Below are 16,268 nucleotides of genomic sequence, written 5' to 3'. Positions count from 1 at the left end.
TGATGAGGAAACGTCAGGTGAAAGATGATTTGGAAGAAAGCATTTTGAACGGAATCAAATCCACTCTACTTTCGCGTACAGGCTTTCGTAGTAATCCCATTGTCATTCAGGCTGTAGGCGGCGGATGGACTGTGTGAATTTGTTGCTGCGTTCTGGTTTTAAAACTGGTTTCGTGCCTATATATGTCTCTTTATCGGTGGATTACACTATCAATAGCAGTTGGAAGAGTTATAAGTATGGTGCGGGTTAAAGCGCTAAAGGGTTTTAGGTCATAAAGCTGACAAAAGCGGGCTAGGGTGATAAGATTCAAGTAAACCTGAAAACAGAGGAATAACGTGATGGACAAACCAAAGCAGATGATTGTCATGCGGCGCGACTTGAAAATGCGAAAGGGGAAAATCGCTGCACAGGCTGGCCATGCGTGCGTGACCGCTGTGCTCGCAGCGCTGGAAAAGGAGCGTCGGATGGGACAGGTGCGCGCGGAAGTCGGCGGTATCCTGCTGACGCCGGGTGGCGGGGCGGCAACTCCGCTGAGCGAGTGGTTTGCAAGAGGCGTGGCCAAGGTATGCGTATATGTCGATTCCGAGGAAGACCTGCTTGCAATCGACCGAAAGGCAAAAGCGGCCGGCCTGCTGTCCGCGCTGATTTGCGATAACGGATTGACGGAATTTCATGGGCAGCCGACCTATACCTGTCTGGCACTCGAACCCGCGCTGCCCGAACAGGTCGATCCGATCACAGGGGATCTGCCGCTGTTTTAACGGGCAAAAGGGAAAAGCAATCGTTTCGTGCAGGGTACACAAAACCGCAGGTTTTGCGTACCCTGCCTTTTTATGCATACAAAGAAAACGGAAAAATAAAACGGCGGCGGAAATATGCGCGGATTCTTACTTTCATTTTACATGGATTTCGTTGCGGTTGGCAGGGCGGTCCGGTACAATTACTTAGGCGAGAAAATGAGATCAAAAAGCAGATTGGAAAGGAGCCTTTTTGTGCTGGAACTCAAGCATATCAAAAAGTCCTATGATGGGATGCCCGTGCTCAGGGATATCTCGATTCAGGTAGGGGACGGGGAGATCGTTTCGATCCTGGGACCGTCCGGCTGCGGCAAGACGACGCTGCTCAACCTGATCTTGGGCATCACGGACGCAGACGAGGGGCAGATCCTCTACAATGGCGAGGATCTGACGCATACGGTGATGGAAAAACGGGGCTTTAACATCGTTTTTCAGGATTACGCGCTGTTCCCGAATCTGAATGTTTATAAGAATATCATTTACGGTCTGAAAAACAGGCCGGGGATCTCTGCACGGGAAGAGGTGGAGGAGCTGATCGACCTGCTCGGCCTGCGCGAGCACCTGGATAAGCGCATCGATCAGTTGTCGGGCGGCCAGAAGCAGCGTGTGGCGCTGGCGCGCACTATGGTGATGAAGCCGCGCATCCTGTTGCTTGACGAACCGCTCTCTGCGCTGGACGGAGTCATCAAGGAGTCGATCAAGGATCGTATCCGCACGATTGCGAAAGAGTACCACCTGACAACCATCATCGTCACACACGATCCGGAGGAAGCGCTCACGCTTTCCGACCGCGTGCTGATTATCGATCAGGGAAGTATTTCGCAGTATGCGCAGCCAGCGGAGATCATCTGCCGGCCGCAGAACGATTTTGTGCGGAAATTCATTTTGAACCAGCTTGAGATCAAGCGGAACAATATCTATGCGCTGTTTGGAGGCGGGGCGGCGCGCGGCAAGGCGGTGTGATTCGGTATGATGCGCAAGAACAGGGAACTGCGGATCGTATTCCTTGGAATCGTCGTGTTGTTCGCGGTGTTCCTTGTCATACCGGCGCTGCAGCTTCTGCTTAAATCCGTTTGGGGGGCAAACGGGCTGACCGTGGAATTCTACGCCTCGGTATTTGCGCAAAAGGGCTTTGGAGCAGCCCTGCGCAACAGCTTTGTTGTTTCCGCGGCCGCGGCCGCAGCGGCGGTAATGCTGGCGTTTGTGATCGCGTATGCGATTCACTATACGCGCTTGCCGCGCCCGTGCAAACGGCTGCTACAGGCGGCCGCGACGCTGCCCATGTTCCTCCCGACCATCACCTACGGATTTGCCATCATCTACTCGTTTGGCAAGCAGGGACTGATCACGCAGTTGCTCGGCTTCCAAATGTTTAATATCTACGGCTTCGGCGGTCTGATGACCGGTTATGTCATCTATACTGTACCCGTCGCGTTCCTGCTGATCCACAATACGATGGGATACATTGACAAAAAGACGCTGACGGTTTCCAGGGTGATGGGGGATGGCGCGCTGTCCACCTTCTGGATCGGCGTTCTCCGGCCGCTGCTGGGGACGCTTGCAGGGGCGTTCATCCAGGCGTTTTTCCTCAGCTTCACGGATTTCGGCATACCGGCGTCGGTCGGCGGCCGGTATGAGGTCGTGGCTACCGTGCTGTATAACCAGATGCTCGGCGGCATACCGGATTTTAACCGCGGCGCGGTCGTCGCCATGATTATGCTGCTTCCCTCGGTTGGCAGCATCTGTTTGCTGCAGCTGTTGGAGCGGTTTAATATCCGTTACAGCCGCATTTCGGATGCGGAACTGCGCAGGAACACGGTGCGCGACGTGGGCTGGGGGCTGTCGGGCGTCATGATCGCGGCGGCGGTGCTGGCGGTGTTCGCGGTGATTTTTGTTGTGCCGCTGGTGGAGGACTGGCCGTACCGCACGGCGTTCTCGCTCGAGCATGTGCGCGAGGTGCTGTCCGACAGCAACCTGCTCCGTATTTACACGCGTTCCATCTGGATGGCGCTGCTGACCGCGCTGTTCGGGACGCTGCTGGCTTACGGCGCCGCGCTGATTACGGCGCGCAGCTCGCTGTCGGGAGGGTATAAGAAAGCGGTCGAAAGCATCGCGCTTGTGACGAACACCATTCCAGGCATGGTGCTGGGCATCGCGTTCCTGTTTTCATTCTCCGGCTCGGCGTTGCAGAACACGCTGGAGCTGATGGTCCTGTGCAACATCGTCCACTATTTTTCCACGCCCTATCTGATGATGAAGAACTCGCTTTCCAAAATGAATGCGGGCTGGGAGACGACCGCGATGCTCATGGGGGACAGCTGGATCAAAACCATTCTGCGCGTGGTCACGCCTAACGCGCTGTCCAGTCTGATCGAGGTGTTCAGCTATTACTTTATCAACGGCATGGTCACGATCAGCGCGCTGGTCTTCATCGCGGGCGCACGCACCATGGTGCTGACGACCGAGATTAAGCAGCTGCAATATGTCAATAAGTTCAACGAAGTGTTCGTCCTGTCGCTGCTGATCCTGTTTACCAACCTGATTGCAAAAGCGTTGTTTTCCTGGCTTGCCAACCGCAGCTCACAGAAGAAAAAGGCGTGACGCGGCCGGCGTTTCTCCTGCAAACAAACTTTGTATCTATCGCTTACGATAACAGACCGGAAAGGAATTTGATTATGATAAAACTGAGAAAACTGATGTCGCTGGGGCTTGCCTGCTCGCTGTCCCTGTCCGTTCTGGCGGGCTGCGGCGCGAAAGCCGCGGATGAGCAGGTCATTATCTACTCCAACGCAGACGACGAGGCAATCACCGCCATGTCCAACGCGCTGGACGCCAACGGCTATGAGGGCAGGTACATTTTTGAGACGTTCGGCACATCCGAGCTGGGTGGCAAGCTGCTTGCCGAGGGAACGAATCTGGAGGCTGATCTGGTGACCATGAGCACCTTTTACCTGCAGAGCGCGCAGGAGCAGAACGGCATGTTCCTGCCGCTGGAATTTGACGTGAACACGCTGGAAGCCGTGCCGGACTACACCGCGCCGATCACCTCGCAGGAGGGGGCGATCATCCTCAATACCGAGGTGCTGGCCGAGGCGGGGCTGGACAAGCCGGCCAGCCTGCAGGACCTTGCCGACCCGAAATACGCGGGACAGGTTGCGGTGACGGATATCCAGTCCTCCTCGACCGCTTGGCTGATGATACAGGCGCTTGTCTCCGCGTATGGCGAGGACGGCGCCCAGGAGGTGCTGCACGGCATCTATGAAAATGCGGGCGACCATATCGAATCCTCCGGCTCCGCGCCGCTCAAGCTGTGCCGCGCGGGCGAGGTGGCTATCGGCTTCGGCCTGCGCCATCAGGCGGTCGCGGACAAGGCGGACGGACTGCCGATTGATTTCGTCGACCCGACGGAGGGCAACTTCTCTCTGACTGAGTCGGTCGCCGTGCTGGACAAGGGTGACGCGACCAATCCGGAGGCCATGAAGATGGCGCAGTGCATCATTGAGAACGGCCGCGCTGCGCTGCAGCAGACCTATCCCAACCCGCTTTACGAGGGGGAGGGCGCGGATTCCGCTAACAAATCCGCTTATCCGAAAACCTTTGACCAGCCGCTGACCTTCGAGCTGTTCTCAGCGCATCAGGCGCTTTCCGAAGCGGCCAAGCCGTAAGACAGGAGTGATTGACTATGACGCAAGCCTATAAGCTTCTTACCCCGGGGCCGCTGACGACCACGGACTCGGTCAAGCGGGAAATGCTGGTGGACCGCTGCACCTGGGATGACGACTATAAGGCCGTGACCCAGAAAATACGCCGCCGGCTGTTGGAACTGGCGCAGGTATCCGAGCAGGAGTATACGGCGGTGCTGATGCAGGGCAGTGGCACGTTCGGCGTGGAAAGCGTGCTGTCCAGCGTAGTCGGCGCGCAGGATAAGCTGCTGATCTGCTCGAACGGCGCTTACGGGGAGCGCCAGGTTCAGATCTGCGAATGGAACCGCATCCCATATGCGCACTATGCGGAGGCTTACGACAAGGTGCCGGACGCGCGCAAGATTGCGGACATACTGGCGCGGGACCCGTCCATTACGCATGTGGCTATAGTACACAGTGAAACCACGACCGGCATCCTGAACGATATCCAGGCCGTCGGCGCCGTGGTCAAGGCGGCGGGCCGTACATTCATCGTGGACGCGATGAGCTCGTTCGGCGGCGTGGAAATTCCGGTCGCAGACTGGGGCGTTGACTTTCTGATTTCAAGCGCGAACAAGTGTATCCAGGGCGTGCCGGGGTTCTCTTTCATCCTCTGCCGGCGTGCCGCCCTGCTGGCCAGCGAGGGCAAGGCGCGTTCGCTGTCGCTCAACCTGCTCGACCAGTGGCGCGGCATGGAACGGGACGGCAAATGGCGCTACACCTCGCCGACACATGTTGTGCTGGCGTTTTCCAAAGCGCTGGAGGAGCTGGCGGAGGAGGGAGGCATTCCGGCGCGCCACCGCCGCTACGCGGCCAACAACCGCCTGCTGATCGAGCGCATGCGGCAGCTCGGCTTTGCCACCTACATCGGGCCGGAACACCAGTCGCCGATCATCACGACGTTTTGCTATCCGGTGGGTGTTTCGTTCCGTTTTCCGGAATTCTACCAGTACATCAAGGCGCGCGGTTATGCGATCTATCCCGGCAAGCTGACCGAGCGGGATACGTTCCGTATTGGCACCATCGGCGAGGTTTACGAGGAGGATATCGAAAAGCTGGCCGCGATTATTTATGATTTTCTGCGTGAGAGGAAAGGGGAGACTGCATGATACAGGCGGTGATTTTTGACTGGGCGGGTACGACCGTGGACTACGGCTGCTTCGCGCCGGTACAGGCCTTTATCGAAGCGTTCCGTCAGTTCGGCGTCGAGCCGACCATGGAGGAGACGCGTACTCCCATGGGGCTGCTGAAAAAGGACCATATCCGGACAATGCTGGGGATGGAACGTATCGCGCGGGCCTGGCGGCAGGTGTACGGCCGGAAGGCAGGAGAGGCGGATGTGGAAGCGATTTACGCACAGTTCGAGCCTGGGCTGCTTTCCATTCTGGAGCAGTTCACCGCACCCAAGCCGCACGTCTGCGAAGCGGCGGCCGCGCTGCGGGATATGGGCGTCAGGATCGGCTCGACGACCGGCTACACAGATGCGATGATGGAGATTGTCGCGCCGTGTGCGGCGCGGCAGGGCTACGCGCCTGATCTCTGGCTCAGTCCGGACAGCGTCGGCGGCCTGGGGCGTCCCTATCCGTACATGATCTTTGAGAATATGCGGCGGCTGGGCGTCTCCTCAGTGAAAAATGTACTCAAGATCGGCGATACGGTGTCCGATATGCAGGAGGGCGTCAACGCGGGCGTCTGGACGGCCGGCGTAATCGAAGGCAGTTCGGCGCTCGGCCTGAGCGAGGAGGAGTTTAGCGCGCTTCCACCGGAGGAACGGGAGACGCGCTGTCGTGAAGCCGCGCGCCGCTTCCGTGAGGCGGGCGCGCATTTCGTGTTGCGCACCCTGGCCGATGCGCCGCGTCTGGCAGCATTTTTGGGCGGGTGACAGGCCCGCAAAAGAAGCTCGGGATATACAAAAAGGGACGTCTGCAAGACGTCCCTTTTTGATTGGGGGGATCAGCTTTGGACGGTTTCCGCGGTTTTATCTTCCCGACGGAAACGCACCATGCCCGTGCGGTCGAGGGCGACCATAAGTACGGGGATGAAAACAAGCTGGAGGATGATGCCGGGGATGGCGGTCAGGAACGCGCCGGACAGGAACAGCTGCCAGGTAAACGGCTCGCCGCTCACGCCGGTGAGCAGCACACGGACAACACCCCATACGATACGCCCGCCGATCATCGCCGCAATCAGAGAGCGGTACAGCGATATGACGCACTGCCAGCGGGAGTGGTTGTACAGGTAGCCGGCGATGATGCCGTAGGCGGCCAGTTCAAAGGCCATGGCGATGCCGGTCGGGAAGATTGGCGGCATACCGAACATGGCATACCGCAGCAGCGGAAGGACAAAGCCTACCAGGCCGCCGTACTGCCAGCCGCAGAGCAGGCCGCAGAGCAGGACCGGCAGATGCATGGGCAGCAGCATGCCGCCGATTTGCGGGATCTGTCCGGTGAAAAACGGAAGGACGATGCCGAGGGCCATGCACAGTGCGGCGAGGATCAGGTCGTAAATGCGCTGTTTGGATGTTTTTTGTTTCATAGCGGGGATACTCCTTATCAAAAGTCTGGATATGCGCCTCTTCTGAGGGCGGGGCCTTCATGGCTTTTTTACGGAGCGCGGGGGATAAAACCGCCTTCGTGGCGGGGTGCGTCAAAGGAAGAACGCGCTCGTGTCGAGCATCATGTCGCTGCCGGAGGCAACGCGGTACCGCTGGAAATACCGTTCCTCAAAGGGGATCCAGCGTTCCTGAAACGCGGCGTAGTGCGCGCCCTCCCTCGCCTGCAGACGGCGGGCCTGGGCTTCGCCCGAGCAGGTCAGGAACAGCCGCAGGTCATAAAAGCCGGATAGCGACGGATGCAGGGAATAGCTCCCCTCCACAATGGTAAGAGGGGCGGGCGCAAGCGTTTCCGGCGCGAGCATTTGTCCGGTCTGGCAGGAATACGGCCGGTAGATGGCGCTGCCGCCGGCGCGGAGCGGAACCAGGACCTCCTCGCGGAACCGCGAGAGATCCATATTCCCAGCCGGTTGCTCCGCCCAATCCGGCGGGCGCTGGTCAAACGGGAGGTAAAAATCATCCATATGTACCACGCGGCAGGGGAACAGCTCCTGCAGGAGCCGTGCGAAGCCGGTTTTGCCGCTGCCGCAGCGGCCGTCGACCGCAACGATAGCGGGTCTGCCGCTCTGCGTCAGCCGCTGTACCGACAAAAGGGCGGGGAAGTAGCCCGCGTAGGAGGTGCGAAGCAAGCGGTAATGCGGCCGGTAGGCGGCGCGGAACGCCTCGCTGTGGCGGGGCGGCGGGCAGCCCTGAGCGCGGTAGGCTGCCACCCAGCCCGCCATGCCGGGGATCGGCAGGGGGGAGAGGGCGTCCAGCCGCCGCGCCAGCCCGTCTGCGGAGCCGTGGTGCGCGGCGGCCGTGCGGAGGACCAGATCGGCCAACAGGGGGACCGTCGATGCCGTACCCAACCGGTAATCCAGATGGAAGCGTGACAGGCCGTTCCCGAGCGGATCGGGCGCGGGGGCGCAGACATCCGGGGCAAGCGTCTCCCACTCGCGGAAAAGCGCCTGCTGGACCGCGGTCCGGTCCGAGACCAGATGCTCCGGCCCGAATTCGCTTTGATACGCCAGCTTGCCGAAATCCTGCGGCTGCATCGCGGGATAGCGCTCTCTATGGAACTGCAGGATGCTTGCAAACGACAGGCTCATGGGGACAGCTCCCGCACCGCCAGCTCCGCCGCGCGCTGGAGGTATTCGTCAAGCCGGCGGTCCTCCGTCCCCGCGACAAAAATGCCGCAGGTCGAAGAGGGGATCAGGATTTTAGGGGCTTCTGCCCCGGATACTGCGGAAGCCATGGCGGGCGAAACCTCGCCCATGATGCCGTTTGCCAGGATAATGCCGATCGGGCCGAGGATCAAATCCGCGCGGGCGGCATTGTAGATAACGGCGTTTTCACCGGTCGCCCCTTGCGCCGCCCCAGCCTTGAGCATCGCGTTTGTGGCGAGAACATTGGTGCCGACACAGCGCAGCACGCAGTCCTGCGGCAAAACGGGCGCCAGAAGGCGGATAAGCTGCGCCCCCATGCCTCCGCCCTGTCCGTCCAGAACCAGCACGCGGCGGGACTGTTGTTTTTTCATTGGTCTGCCTCCTCTGATGGGGATTCAATGGCGGCTATGGGACCGGCCTGCCTTCTGGCACCGGTCCACAGCCGCCGGATCGCATACGACCGAACCTGCTTCCGGATACAGTATACATTACACTTTATTATATCAGCCGACCAGGGTGGTGCGTCAAGCCCCAATCAGAAAAATATGAGAATCCGCCTCAGGTCGATGCGGTGGAAAGGCCGCGCTTCAGCTCGCGCACAAACACCTCGGCCGCGCGGGTGAACACCTGGTATTTTTTCCAAGCCAGATACATCCAGGATTCAAGCCGCGGCTCGAGCGGGCGGAAACACAGGCTGCGGCTGCCCGACAGGTCCACCAGCTTGTCCAGCGTGAACAGGCAGCCCATGCCCTCCTCCACAGCCAGGACAAGTGTGTTGACCAGATTGCCGGTGGCCACCACCCGCAGCTTTTCATAGCCGTAGCCCAGCCAGCCGGAAAGCCCGTCCTCCCCCTCTAACTGGCGGGAGGCGATGAGCGGGACGCCGGGCAGGTCCTCCGGACGGATGCGCGTCAGCCGCGCCAGTGGATGATCCCTGCGCATCAGAAGTCCCCAGGTATCCGGACTGGGCAGGCGCAGGTAGTCGTATTTGCCCATGTCGAACGGTTCGATGAGCGTACCAAAGTCGATTAACCCCTGGTCCAGCCGGTCGGTCACATCATAACCGTCCCCGCTGGAAAAATGGAAGCGGATGGCCGGATACCGGCGCTGGACCTGCTGGGCAGTCTGTACGATCAGCCGCATGCCCTCGGTTTCCCCGCCGCCAATGTACAGGTCGCCGCTGATGCCCTCGTCCGGCGCGCTGACCTCAGCCTTGGTCTTTTCCACCAGCGAGACGATTTCCTCGGCGCGCTTGCGCAGCAGCATCCCCTCCTTGGTCAGCGTGATACGACGCTTACCGCGTAGGAAAAGCTGCTTGCCCAACTCGCGCTCCAATTCCATGAGCTGCTTGGACAGGGGGGGCTGGGTCATGTGCAGCGACATCGCAGCGCCGGAAATGGTCTGTTCCCGCGCGACTGCGAGAAAATATTCCAAAACCCGAATGTCCATGCGATCCCTCCTTCTGTGGGTAGTATAGCATGTCTTATTATATCTTTCAAGAATAATAATGTATTCTTTATATATATTTGCTATTTGTTGTTCGGCGGTTTATACTCAAATCAGGGAAAGGGAGCGAGATTATGAAGGAGCAGGAGCTTCGGCGGCGCGTGATGCAGAACCTGTTGGACGCGGGCTGCGGGGAGGCGCTCGCCCGGGAATTCTGGCGGCTGTTCGAGTGCGGAAGGCACGGCGAAGGGGCGGCGCTGTTGGCCAGACACCGGTGCCTTCTGCTCGAGCGCTGCCATGCGGAACAGCGGAGAATCGACTGTTTGGATTACCTGATTTACCAGCTTGAGTACAGCGAGACATTCCGCGCAGAAAGGAAGTAACTAATGCACGAGACAAAAATCGAAGAACAGGCAAAACGGGCTGGCCTGCCCGTCTACCAGTACATGCGCGTCGCGTCTCAACGCGCCATGAAGCTGAGCGCAGAACTCAACTTCTCTTACCACGAGCCGGAGGAGGTCGCGCGGCTGTTTTCCGAACTCACCGGCAAACCGGTGGGTGAGGGGTTCTGCCTGTTCCCGCCCTTTTACACCGACTACGGCCAGAACATCACGGTCGGCAAGAACGTGTTCATCAACACGAGCTGCCATTTCCAGGACCAGGGCGGCATCACCATCGGGGACGGGGCGCTCATCGGTCACAACGTGGTGCTGGCCACGCTCAACCACAACGAGAACCCTGCCCGCCGCGATGAGCTCATCCCCCAGCCCATCGTCATCGGCAAGCGGGTGTGGATCGGCGCGAATGCGACCATTACCCCGGGCGTGACCATTGGGGACGGGGCCATTGTGGCCGCCGGTGCGGTGGTCACGCGCGACGTACCCGCCGGGATGGTGGTGGGCGGCGTACCCGCCCGTATTCTGCGGCCCCTCCGAAAGGAGGAAACGCTGTGAAAAAACGCCGGCTGTCCCAGCTGCTGGCCTACAGCCTGACCCTGAGCGCCTGCGCGGGGATGTTCCAGAGGATTGGATGGGAGGTCTGGATACTCCCATACCCCTGCTACGGCCGAGAGCAGCCGGTTTGATTTTGACACCCGCCGCGTCACCCTGAACAGCGGCTACGAAATGCCCATCTACGGCTTGGTATGTACAGCCTGCATGGCAAGCCCTCCGCTCAGGCTATCCTGCGCTGGAGCCTGCAAAAGGGCGTGGTGGTCATTCAGGACTCGAGCAACCCCGACCACATCAGGGAGAACACCGAGCTGTTCGACTTTGCGCTGACCGACGAGGAGCTGGTGCAGATCAAAGTATTGGACCGCAACGAAAAACACGACTGGTACTAACATTTCCGGCCATAACGAAAGGATAGATACCCTCATGGAAGAACTGCATCTGACACAGGAATGGGATAAGACCTTCCCGCAGAGCGCGTCTGTCGCGCACAGCAAGGCCACCTTCTGCAACCGCTACGGCATCACGCTCGCGGCCGACGTGTACGTCCCCAAGGATGGGCAGGGCAAGAGGGCGGCGATCGCAGTGTGCGGGCCGTTCGGCGCGGTCAAGGAGCAGGCCGCGGGCCTGTATGCCCAGACCATGGCCGAGCGCGGCTTTGTGGCGCTGGCCTTTGACCCCTCGTTCACCGGCGAGAGCGGCGGCGCGCCCCGCTACATGGCCTCGCCAGACATCAATACCGAGGACTTCCAGGCCGCGGTCGATTACCTCTCCCTGCGGGAGGAGGTGGACGCGGACAGGATTGGCCTTATCGGCATCTGCGGCTGGGGCGGGCTGGCGCTCAACGCGGCCGCGCTGGACACCCGCGTGCGGGCTACCGTGGCCGCGACCATGTACGATATGGCCCGCGTGAACGCCAATGGATATTTTGATGCCGAGGATTCGGCCGACGCGCGCTACGCCAAAAAGCAGGCCCTCAACGCCCAGCGGCTCGAGGACTGCAAAAACGGCGCTTATGCGCTCGGCGGCGGCGTGGTTGATCCGTTGCCCGCAGACGCGCCCTTCTTTGTCAAGGACTACTACGACTACTACAAAACGCCGCGCGGCTACCATCCCCGCTCGCTCAACTCCAACGGGGGCTGGAACGTGACCGGCTGCATGTCATTCTTAAACCAGCCGATTTTGCAGTACAGTAGCGAAATTCGCAGCGCGGTGCTGCTGGTACACGGCGAAAAGGCGCACTCCTGCTACTTCAGTCGGGACGCATACGCCGCCATGGTCGAGGGCAGTCCCTACGCGGACAACAAGGAGCTGCTGCTCCTGCCCGATACCGTCCACACCGACCTGTACGACGGCGGCGGCAAAAACGCCATCCCGTTCGACAAGCTGACGGAATTTTTCCAGGCGTATCTGGGATAAATACCGACGCCGCAGAGAGCTGGACGGGACAGGCAGAAAAAGGGCGTGCCGCCAGGCGGCACGCCCTTTCCGGCTTCGCGGGGGTGCGCTCTATTGCGTTTGACCACGTGCCGCGGTATGATAAGGGCAGGAGGGAAAGCGATGGATATGGGGCTGTTTTTGGAGCTGTTCCATGCCGCGCGCTATGCGTACATCCGCATCAGACAAAGGAACGGAAGGGCGCTCTGCTCCAAAGGGAACACTCGCTGGCGGGAGCGCGTTGCATCCGGCAGGGCGATCTGGTCGGGACAAGGGGCGTGACCATACACATCGATACGCCGGTTCATGCGCCCCTGACGGCATGGTCGGGAGAATATGAGAAAGAAAAGGATTTCTGCGCCAATTATGATGTGCTGCATAACGGAGTGGTTCTGGCGCGGGCGGTTCGCGCCTTTTTACAGTTTGTCAGACCGGCATAAAACAGAAATACGGAAAATGAATCACGAGCCATGAAACACAGGTATTTTACATTTCGGAAAACGCGGCTTATCCTATTGAGGTGCGGAGCGGCGCAGCCGTCTCCGGAGAAACAGAAAAACCCATCCGCACAGGCGCTGTATGGGCAGGAAGCCTTGCAGGGAAACATACAAAATGGATTTTTTGAAGCGGTCAAAAAACGGTATTCATGCAAATAATTTGACGGACGGGCGGTGGAAAAGGACCGGCTGGAAGCGGTTTTAGCGGCCGGCCGGCTGGCTCCTACGGCCAAAAACCTGTAGGAGCAGCATGTCTATGTTGTGCAGTCCGAGAGCGGGCTCGCCAAGCTCGGTCAGGCGCCAGAAGGGGTATTTGATGATGGCCGGCGTATTGCCGCCCACGCCTAATTCCAGATACACCACCCGCAGCCTCTCGTGCTGCTGGAGAAAGCGCTCATATCGCTCGGCGGCGGCATACCAGCCGCTGTCCTGCACAAAGGTCTGATCGCAGCGGAGGTTCATGGACATGGGCCGTCCGCACACCGGACAGCGGGGGAGCAGCTCCGCCGGCACACGCATATCCTTTTGTTCGGCGGCCATGCGGCGGACGGTTTCTTCATTGTCCCAGGTCTTTTGGCAGCAGGGCTTTGAACACGTAGTCCCCCTGGGTATAGAACAGCCTCTCTTTATCAAATCCGGCAAGCTGGAACTGATGGTCCACGTTGGTGGTCAGCACAAAGTAGTCCCTGCCGCTCACCAGCCGCAGCAGCGTGTCATAGACCGGTTTCGGAGCCCTTTCGTAGCGGTTGATCATGATGTGGCGGCTCCACCAGGCCCAATATTCCTCCGGCGTTCCGAAAGGATAGAAGCCGCTGGTATACATATCGCGGATGCCATACTTCCGGATGAAATCCCCGAAGTGTTTTTCGAAGCGCTGGCCGGAATAGGTCAGGCCCGCCGTATCTGCGCAAACGGTTCAGAGCAGACTGCGGTAGAGGTCTGCGTCAATATCCTTGAAAACATTGAAAATTATCGTTCTGATGGAAGTAGGTGTTTGCAGGAATGCTTTGACCGTGCGGACTGCGATAGCCGCCGCCTCCGGATGGGGGAAGCGGAATTCTCCCGTGGAGATGCAGTAGAACGCCACGCTTTCCAGGGACTGCGCCGCCGCCAGTTCCAGACAGGCGCGGTAGCAGGCGGCCAGCCGCTCCCGATCGCGTCGGGTCACACGGCCCTGTATGATGGGGCCGACGGTGTGCAGCACATAGCGGGCGGGCAGGTTGTAGCCTTTTGTCAGCTTGGCTCGCCCTGCGGGTTCCGGACGGCCCTGCTGCTCCATCAGATGGTGGCACTCATCTCGGAGCTGAAGGCCCGCCGCCGAGTGGATGGTGTTATCGATGCACCCGTGGCAGGGGACAAAGCAGCCAAGCAGACCGCTATTGTTCGCGTCTACAATGGCGTCTGCGTTCAGGCGGGTGATATCCCCCTGCCATCTTATCCGAAATGTCGGTTATCGCACCGTGTACGACCTGCTTCTGCGAAAGGCTTACCCGTCGCGCCGCTCCACCGCCCCAGCCGGACAGATGCGGTAGCAGTTGCCGCAATGGAGACAGTGCGCGGTGTCGATGCTGCGGGGAAACGAAGCGCTGATACAGCCCGCCGGACAGACGATGCGGCACCCCTGACAGCCGATACACTTGTCCGGATCGATGCAGTATCCGCTTTTCCGTGCGGCCCCGCCGCCAAAGGAAAAGCACTGGCGATAGGGAGGAAGCTGTCCCAGGTCAAAATACTCCCCCTCGCCTTTGTAAATCCGAAAGACTTCCAGCGCGTCACAGCTTTTTCCGTAGGATAGATTTTGGCCATATAAGGGTTTTTCTCAAAAATCTCCGCCAGACGTTCCTTTCCAATGCTGCGCACCGCACCCCGCAGGGAAATCGCCAAGGTGGAAAGCGTATCGCGGCCTTTTATGCCGGTGAACGCTACGAAAGGCTTTGCCGTCAGGCGGGTGTAAAAGGCTTTGCCCCTGACGGTCAGGAAATAAAGACCCGCGGCATCCGCCAGCATCAGGTCGATCACACAGGTCTGGGGCAGGCCGTGCGTATCCAGGGTGGCGAACACAGTGGAATGGATGTCCGCCTGAAGGGTTGTCAAAATCTCTTGCGTTGTCATTGCGCGGTCTCCTAGTGAAAGCGGAAAGGCGGTTACGGAAAACGGACGCGCGGTCCAAGCCGCCAGCGCTTGTGCGGGGCGGCTTGGACCGGCTTCCGAGGGCTGTCCGCAGGCTTACAGGTCATATTCCCGCGGTGGGTTGCCGGAAAAATCAGCGATCACAGCGTGCGCACCGGCCAGATAGAATACCTCGAAAATGGGGTTGTCAGCGGTTTGGTACTGGCTCTTGACGATGGGGTTTTGGAGACACATCTCCTTAGCGGGCAGGCTGTCCTCAAAGACCGCTTTGCCGTTCAGGCGGATCCAGGCGTAGGTGGGGCTGGAGACGCTGATCTCCACACAGGGATTGGCCTGCATATCCTTGTAGACCTCTTTCTGATTGTTGGTGCAGAACCACAGCCTGCTGTCCATCTCCCCAGCGAACATAAAGGGGCGGCACTTGGCCTTCCCGTCCCGTCCGACGGTGGCCAGATACTGCACCGGATTCTCGTTCAGGAATGTTACAACTTCGTTCATTTTTTTGACCTCCAAACTGTTTTCTGTGGGAATGGGTTGCTTTTTGCTTCCGCTGCTATTATAATACTTCCATACAGCCCTGCTGTAAAGTAAGTACAATATTGTGCCATAGTTACCATTTGGATACTAAGGGAGGGATACGGATGGAAGCCGAGAAGCCGGTGAGCCGGAAGCCTGTAAGGGAACTGCCGGCCTGCCCTGTGGAAACGACGCTTACCCTCATCAGCGATAAATGGAAGGTGTTGATCCTCCGTGACCTGATGCCGGGAACAAAACGGTTTGGAGAGCTGAAAAGGTCCATCGGCCATGTAACGCAGAAGGTCCTTACCGCGCAGCTTCGGGAGATGGAAGCGACTGGACTGTTGACCCGCAGGGTTTTTGCGGAGGTGCCGCCCCATGTGGAGTATACGCTGACCGACCTGGGATACAGCCTCAAGCCGGTTCTGGATGTCATGTGGAACTGGGGCGAGGCATACAAGGCGAAAAACGCACAATAAGAAGCAGGCCGGGGATGGTTTTCCCCGACCTGCTTTTTTACTGCGGGAAAGACTGCCGGCCTTTTGCGGATTACGCATGGTGGCGATGACACGCCCGCCGTGTTCCGCGAAATATCGGGTGGTTTCACAGCCGATGCCGGAGGATGCGCCCGGGATAAAATATGAAACGATTTTGGACCATATCCGCCAGCCGATGCCTGCGACGCGGTTCTTCAGGTGCAGGCTGCGGAAACCGCGATCAATATGGTGCGGGACGGTATTGGAATCGGAATATATGACGGAAACGCTGGCGGCAGGGCATGCGAAATATCCGGTTAATCTGGAAATCACTTTTGAGATTGGCCTGTTCGCCAACGATTTGAACGACCTCACACCCACCGCAGCGCAATTTGTTCAGAGCATCACGCATGACCAGTCCGCTGGATAAGCGGGAAGACAGCGGCGTGTAAACCGGAAAGAGCGGCCGATGGGGGACGACCGGAGGAAAACAGCAAAATGAACAAAGCGCCAAGGCCGTATAGCCTTGACGCTTTCCCTGTGGTTTTACCAAATTATTTATGGGTGCATATACCATCCC

The 16,268-nt window shown here is 59.1% G+C and carries 21 protein-coding genes and 1 pseudogene; 14 read left to right on the top strand and 8 right to left on the bottom strand.

From position 1 onward, the window contains the following. Window positions 1-338: 338 nt before the first annotated feature. From pth2 to phnX, 6 genes are all read left to right on the top strand, one after another. Complete coding sequence (gene pth2, locus OCV66_RS13480; protein ID WP_054326889.1) at window positions 339-761, top strand: aminoacyl-tRNA hydrolase; 423 nt, start codon at window positions 339-341, stop codon at window positions 759-761. A gap of 231 nt (window positions 762-992) precedes the next feature. Then, complete coding sequence (locus OCV66_RS13475; RefSeq protein ID WP_054326890.1) at window positions 993-1,760, top strand: ABC transporter ATP-binding protein; 768 nt, start codon at window positions 993-995, stop codon at window positions 1,758-1,760. A 6-nt stretch (window positions 1,761-1,766) separates the two neighbouring features. Further along, the gene (locus OCV66_RS13470) at window positions 1,767-3,398 is read left to right on the top strand and encodes an ABC transporter permease subunit (protein ID WP_242977811.1); all 1,632 of its coding nucleotides are present in this window, start codon (window positions 1,767-1,769) and stop codon (window positions 3,396-3,398) included. A 74-nt stretch (window positions 3,399-3,472) separates the two neighbouring features. Next, window positions 3,473-4,462 (top strand): ABC transporter substrate-binding protein, encoded by a 990-nt coding sequence (locus tag OCV66_RS13465; RefSeq protein ID WP_147574511.1) that lies wholly within the window; start codon window positions 3,473-3,475, stop codon window positions 4,460-4,462. A gap of 17 nt (window positions 4,463-4,479) precedes the next feature. Beyond that, window positions 4,480-5,589, top strand: a complete 1,110-nt coding sequence (gene phnW, locus OCV66_RS13460; protein ID WP_147574510.1) for a 2-aminoethylphosphonate--pyruvate transaminase — start codon at window positions 4,480-4,482, stop codon at window positions 5,587-5,589. Further along, the gene (gene phnX, locus OCV66_RS13455; RefSeq protein WP_147574509.1) at window positions 5,586-6,362 is read left to right on the top strand and encodes a phosphonoacetaldehyde hydrolase; all 777 of its coding nucleotides are present in this window, start codon (window positions 5,586-5,588) and stop codon (window positions 6,360-6,362) included. Before phnW ends, phnX begins: the two co-directional genes overlap by 4 nt. Window positions 6,363-6,433: 71 nt before the next feature. Here the strand turns inward: phnX and OCV66_RS13450 are convergent, their stop codons facing one another. The 4 genes from OCV66_RS13450 to OCV66_RS13435 all read right to left on the bottom strand — a co-directional run bounded on the left by OCV66_RS13450 (window position 6,434) and on the right by OCV66_RS13435 (window position 9,685). Next, window positions 6,434-7,015 (bottom strand): ECF transporter S component, encoded by a 582-nt coding sequence (locus OCV66_RS13450; protein ID WP_054326893.1) that lies wholly within the window; start codon window positions 7,013-7,015, stop codon window positions 6,434-6,436. A gap of 111 nt (window positions 7,016-7,126) precedes the next feature. Then, the gene (locus OCV66_RS13445) at window positions 7,127-8,179 is read right to left on the bottom strand and encodes a uridine kinase family protein (RefSeq protein ID WP_174887848.1); all 1,053 of its coding nucleotides are present in this window, start codon (window positions 8,177-8,179) and stop codon (window positions 7,127-7,129) included. Then, a complete protein-coding gene (locus OCV66_RS13440; protein WP_054326894.1) occupies window positions 8,176-8,607 on the bottom strand; it encodes a DUF3842 family protein in 432 nt (143 codons plus the stop codon). Before OCV66_RS13440 ends, OCV66_RS13445 begins: the two co-directional genes overlap by 4 nt. A 187-nt stretch (window positions 8,608-8,794) precedes the next feature. Then, entirely contained in the window at window positions 8,795-9,685 is an 891-nt protein-coding gene (locus OCV66_RS13435; protein ID WP_054326895.1) for a LysR family transcriptional regulator, read from the bottom strand. Window positions 9,686-9,816: 131 nt separating this feature from the next. On the opposite strand from OCV66_RS13435, the gene OCV66_RS13430 reads away from it, so the two are divergent. The 6 genes from OCV66_RS13430 (at window position 9,817) to OCV66_RS13405 (ending at window position 12,351) form a co-directional block, all read left to right on the top strand. Then, window positions 9,817-10,065: a hypothetical protein gene (locus tag OCV66_RS13430; RefSeq protein WP_054326896.1), complete on the top strand. Its 249-nt coding sequence runs from the start codon at window positions 9,817-9,819 to the stop codon at window positions 10,063-10,065. Between the two features lie 3 nt (window positions 10,066-10,068). Further along, a complete protein-coding gene (locus OCV66_RS13425) occupies window positions 10,069-10,635 on the top strand; it encodes a sugar O-acetyltransferase (protein WP_054326897.1) in 567 nt (188 codons plus the stop codon). After that, window positions 10,632-10,766, top strand: a complete 135-nt coding sequence (locus OCV66_RS13420; RefSeq protein ID WP_256435174.1) for a hypothetical protein — start codon at window positions 10,632-10,634, stop codon at window positions 10,764-10,766. Before OCV66_RS13425 ends, OCV66_RS13420 begins: the two co-directional genes overlap by 4 nt. A 60-nt stretch (window positions 10,767-10,826) precedes the next feature. Beyond that, on the top strand, window positions 10,827-11,024 hold the full coding sequence (locus tag OCV66_RS13415; protein ID WP_147574508.1) for an aldo/keto reductase: 198 nt from the start codon (window positions 10,827-10,829) through the stop codon (window positions 11,022-11,024). A 34-nt stretch (window positions 11,025-11,058) separates the two neighbouring features. Next, window positions 11,059-12,051 carry an alpha/beta hydrolase gene (locus OCV66_RS13410; RefSeq protein ID WP_054326899.1) on the top strand — a complete coding sequence of 331 codons (993 nt, stop codon included), beginning with the start codon at window positions 11,059-11,061 and terminating at the stop codon, window positions 12,049-12,051. Window positions 12,052-12,192: 141 nt separating this feature from the next. After that, window positions 12,193-12,351 (top strand): hypothetical protein, encoded by a 159-nt coding sequence (locus tag OCV66_RS13405; protein WP_153802381.1) that lies wholly within the window; start codon window positions 12,193-12,195, stop codon window positions 12,349-12,351. 506 nt (window positions 12,352-12,857) lie between these two features. Here OCV66_RS13405 and OCV66_RS13400 read toward each other — a convergent pair. The 4 genes and pseudogenes from OCV66_RS13400 to OCV66_RS13385 form a co-directional block, all read right to left on the bottom strand. After that, a pseudogene (locus OCV66_RS13400) lies at window positions 12,858-13,467 on the bottom strand (Sir2 silent information regulator family NAD-dependent deacetylase); the annotation flags it as partial. A gap of 15 nt (window positions 13,468-13,482) precedes the next feature. Further along, window positions 13,483-13,962, bottom strand: a complete 480-nt coding sequence (locus tag OCV66_RS13395; RefSeq protein WP_407925829.1) for a macro domain-containing protein — start codon at window positions 13,960-13,962, stop codon at window positions 13,483-13,485. 38 nt (window positions 13,963-14,000) lie between these two features. Continuing rightward, window positions 14,001-14,678: a hypothetical protein gene (locus tag OCV66_RS15740; protein ID WP_442908793.1), complete on the bottom strand. Its 678-nt coding sequence runs from the start codon at window positions 14,676-14,678 to the stop codon at window positions 14,001-14,003. Between the two features lie 114 nt (window positions 14,679-14,792). Continuing rightward, the gene (locus OCV66_RS13385; RefSeq protein WP_054326902.1) at window positions 14,793-15,194 is read right to left on the bottom strand and encodes a pyridoxamine 5'-phosphate oxidase family protein; all 402 of its coding nucleotides are present in this window, start codon (window positions 15,192-15,194) and stop codon (window positions 14,793-14,795) included. 143 nt (window positions 15,195-15,337) lie between these two features. On the opposite strand from OCV66_RS13385, the gene OCV66_RS13380 reads away from it, so the two are divergent. Both OCV66_RS13380 and OCV66_RS13375 read left to right on the top strand, forming a co-directional pair. Continuing rightward, window positions 15,338-15,691 (top strand): winged helix-turn-helix transcriptional regulator, encoded by a 354-nt coding sequence (locus OCV66_RS13380; RefSeq protein ID WP_054326903.1) that lies wholly within the window; start codon window positions 15,338-15,340, stop codon window positions 15,689-15,691. A 274-nt stretch (window positions 15,692-15,965) separates the two neighbouring features. After that, on the top strand, window positions 15,966-16,118 hold the full coding sequence (locus tag OCV66_RS13375) for a hypothetical protein (protein WP_186949579.1): 153 nt from the start codon (window positions 15,966-15,968) through the stop codon (window positions 16,116-16,118). Window positions 16,119-16,268 lie beyond the last annotated feature (150 nt).

This window comes from Agathobaculum ammoniilyticum (assembly GCF_025567315.1).
Taxonomy (GTDB): Bacteria; Bacillota; Clostridia; order Oscillospirales; family Butyricicoccaceae; genus Agathobaculum; species Agathobaculum ammoniilyticum.
This window is presented reverse-complemented; position numbering and strand designations above follow the sequence as displayed.

Coding starts and splice junctions, on each gene's coding strand:
- pth2 (WP_054326889.1), top strand. CDS start 339: ATGGACAAACCAAAGCAGATGATTGTCATGCGGCGCGACTTGAAAATG.
- OCV66_RS13470 (WP_242977811.1), top strand. CDS start 1,767: ATGATGCGCAAGAACAGGGAACTGCGGATCGTATTCCTTGGAATCGTC.
- OCV66_RS13465 (WP_147574511.1), top strand. CDS start 3,473: ATGATAAAACTGAGAAAACTGATGTCGCTGGGGCTTGCCTGCTCGCTG.
- phnW (WP_147574510.1), top strand. CDS start 4,480: ATGACGCAAGCCTATAAGCTTCTTACCCCGGGGCCGCTGACGACCACG.
- phnX (WP_147574509.1), top strand. CDS start 5,586: ATGATACAGGCGGTGATTTTTGACTGGGCGGGTACGACCGTGGACTAC.
- OCV66_RS13450 (WP_054326893.1), bottom strand. CDS start 7,015: ATGAAACAAAAAACATCCAAACAGCGCATTTACGACCTGATCCTCGCC.
- OCV66_RS13445 (WP_174887848.1), bottom strand. CDS start 8,179: ATGAGCCTGTCGTTTGCAAGCATCCTGCAGTTCCATAGAGAGCGCTAT.
- OCV66_RS13440 (WP_054326894.1), bottom strand. CDS start 8,607: ATGAAAAAACAACAGTCCCGCCGCGTGCTGGTTCTGGACGGACAGGGC.
- OCV66_RS13435 (WP_054326895.1), bottom strand. CDS start 9,685: ATGGACATTCGGGTTTTGGAATATTTTCTCGCAGTCGCGCGGGAACAG.
- OCV66_RS13430 (WP_054326896.1), top strand. CDS start 9,817: ATGAAGGAGCAGGAGCTTCGGCGGCGCGTGATGCAGAACCTGTTGGAC.
- OCV66_RS13425 (WP_054326897.1), top strand. CDS start 10,069: ATGCACGAGACAAAAATCGAAGAACAGGCAAAACGGGCTGGCCTGCCC.
- OCV66_RS13415 (WP_147574508.1), top strand. CDS start 10,827: ATGTACAGCCTGCATGGCAAGCCCTCCGCTCAGGCTATCCTGCGCTGG.
- OCV66_RS13410 (WP_054326899.1), top strand. CDS start 11,059: ATGGAAGAACTGCATCTGACACAGGAATGGGATAAGACCTTCCCGCAG.
- OCV66_RS13405 (WP_153802381.1), top strand. CDS start 12,193: ATGGATATGGGGCTGTTTTTGGAGCTGTTCCATGCCGCGCGCTATGCG.
- OCV66_RS15740 (WP_442908793.1), bottom strand. CDS start 14,678: ATGACAACGCAAGAGATTTTGACAACCCTTCAGGCGGACATCCATTCC.
- OCV66_RS13385 (WP_054326902.1), bottom strand. CDS start 15,194: ATGAACGAAGTTGTAACATTCCTGAACGAGAATCCGGTGCAGTATCTG.
- OCV66_RS13380 (WP_054326903.1), top strand. CDS start 15,338: ATGGAAGCCGAGAAGCCGGTGAGCCGGAAGCCTGTAAGGGAACTGCCG.
- OCV66_RS13375 (WP_186949579.1), top strand. CDS start 15,966: ATGACGGAAACGCTGGCGGCAGGGCATGCGAAATATCCGGTTAATCTG.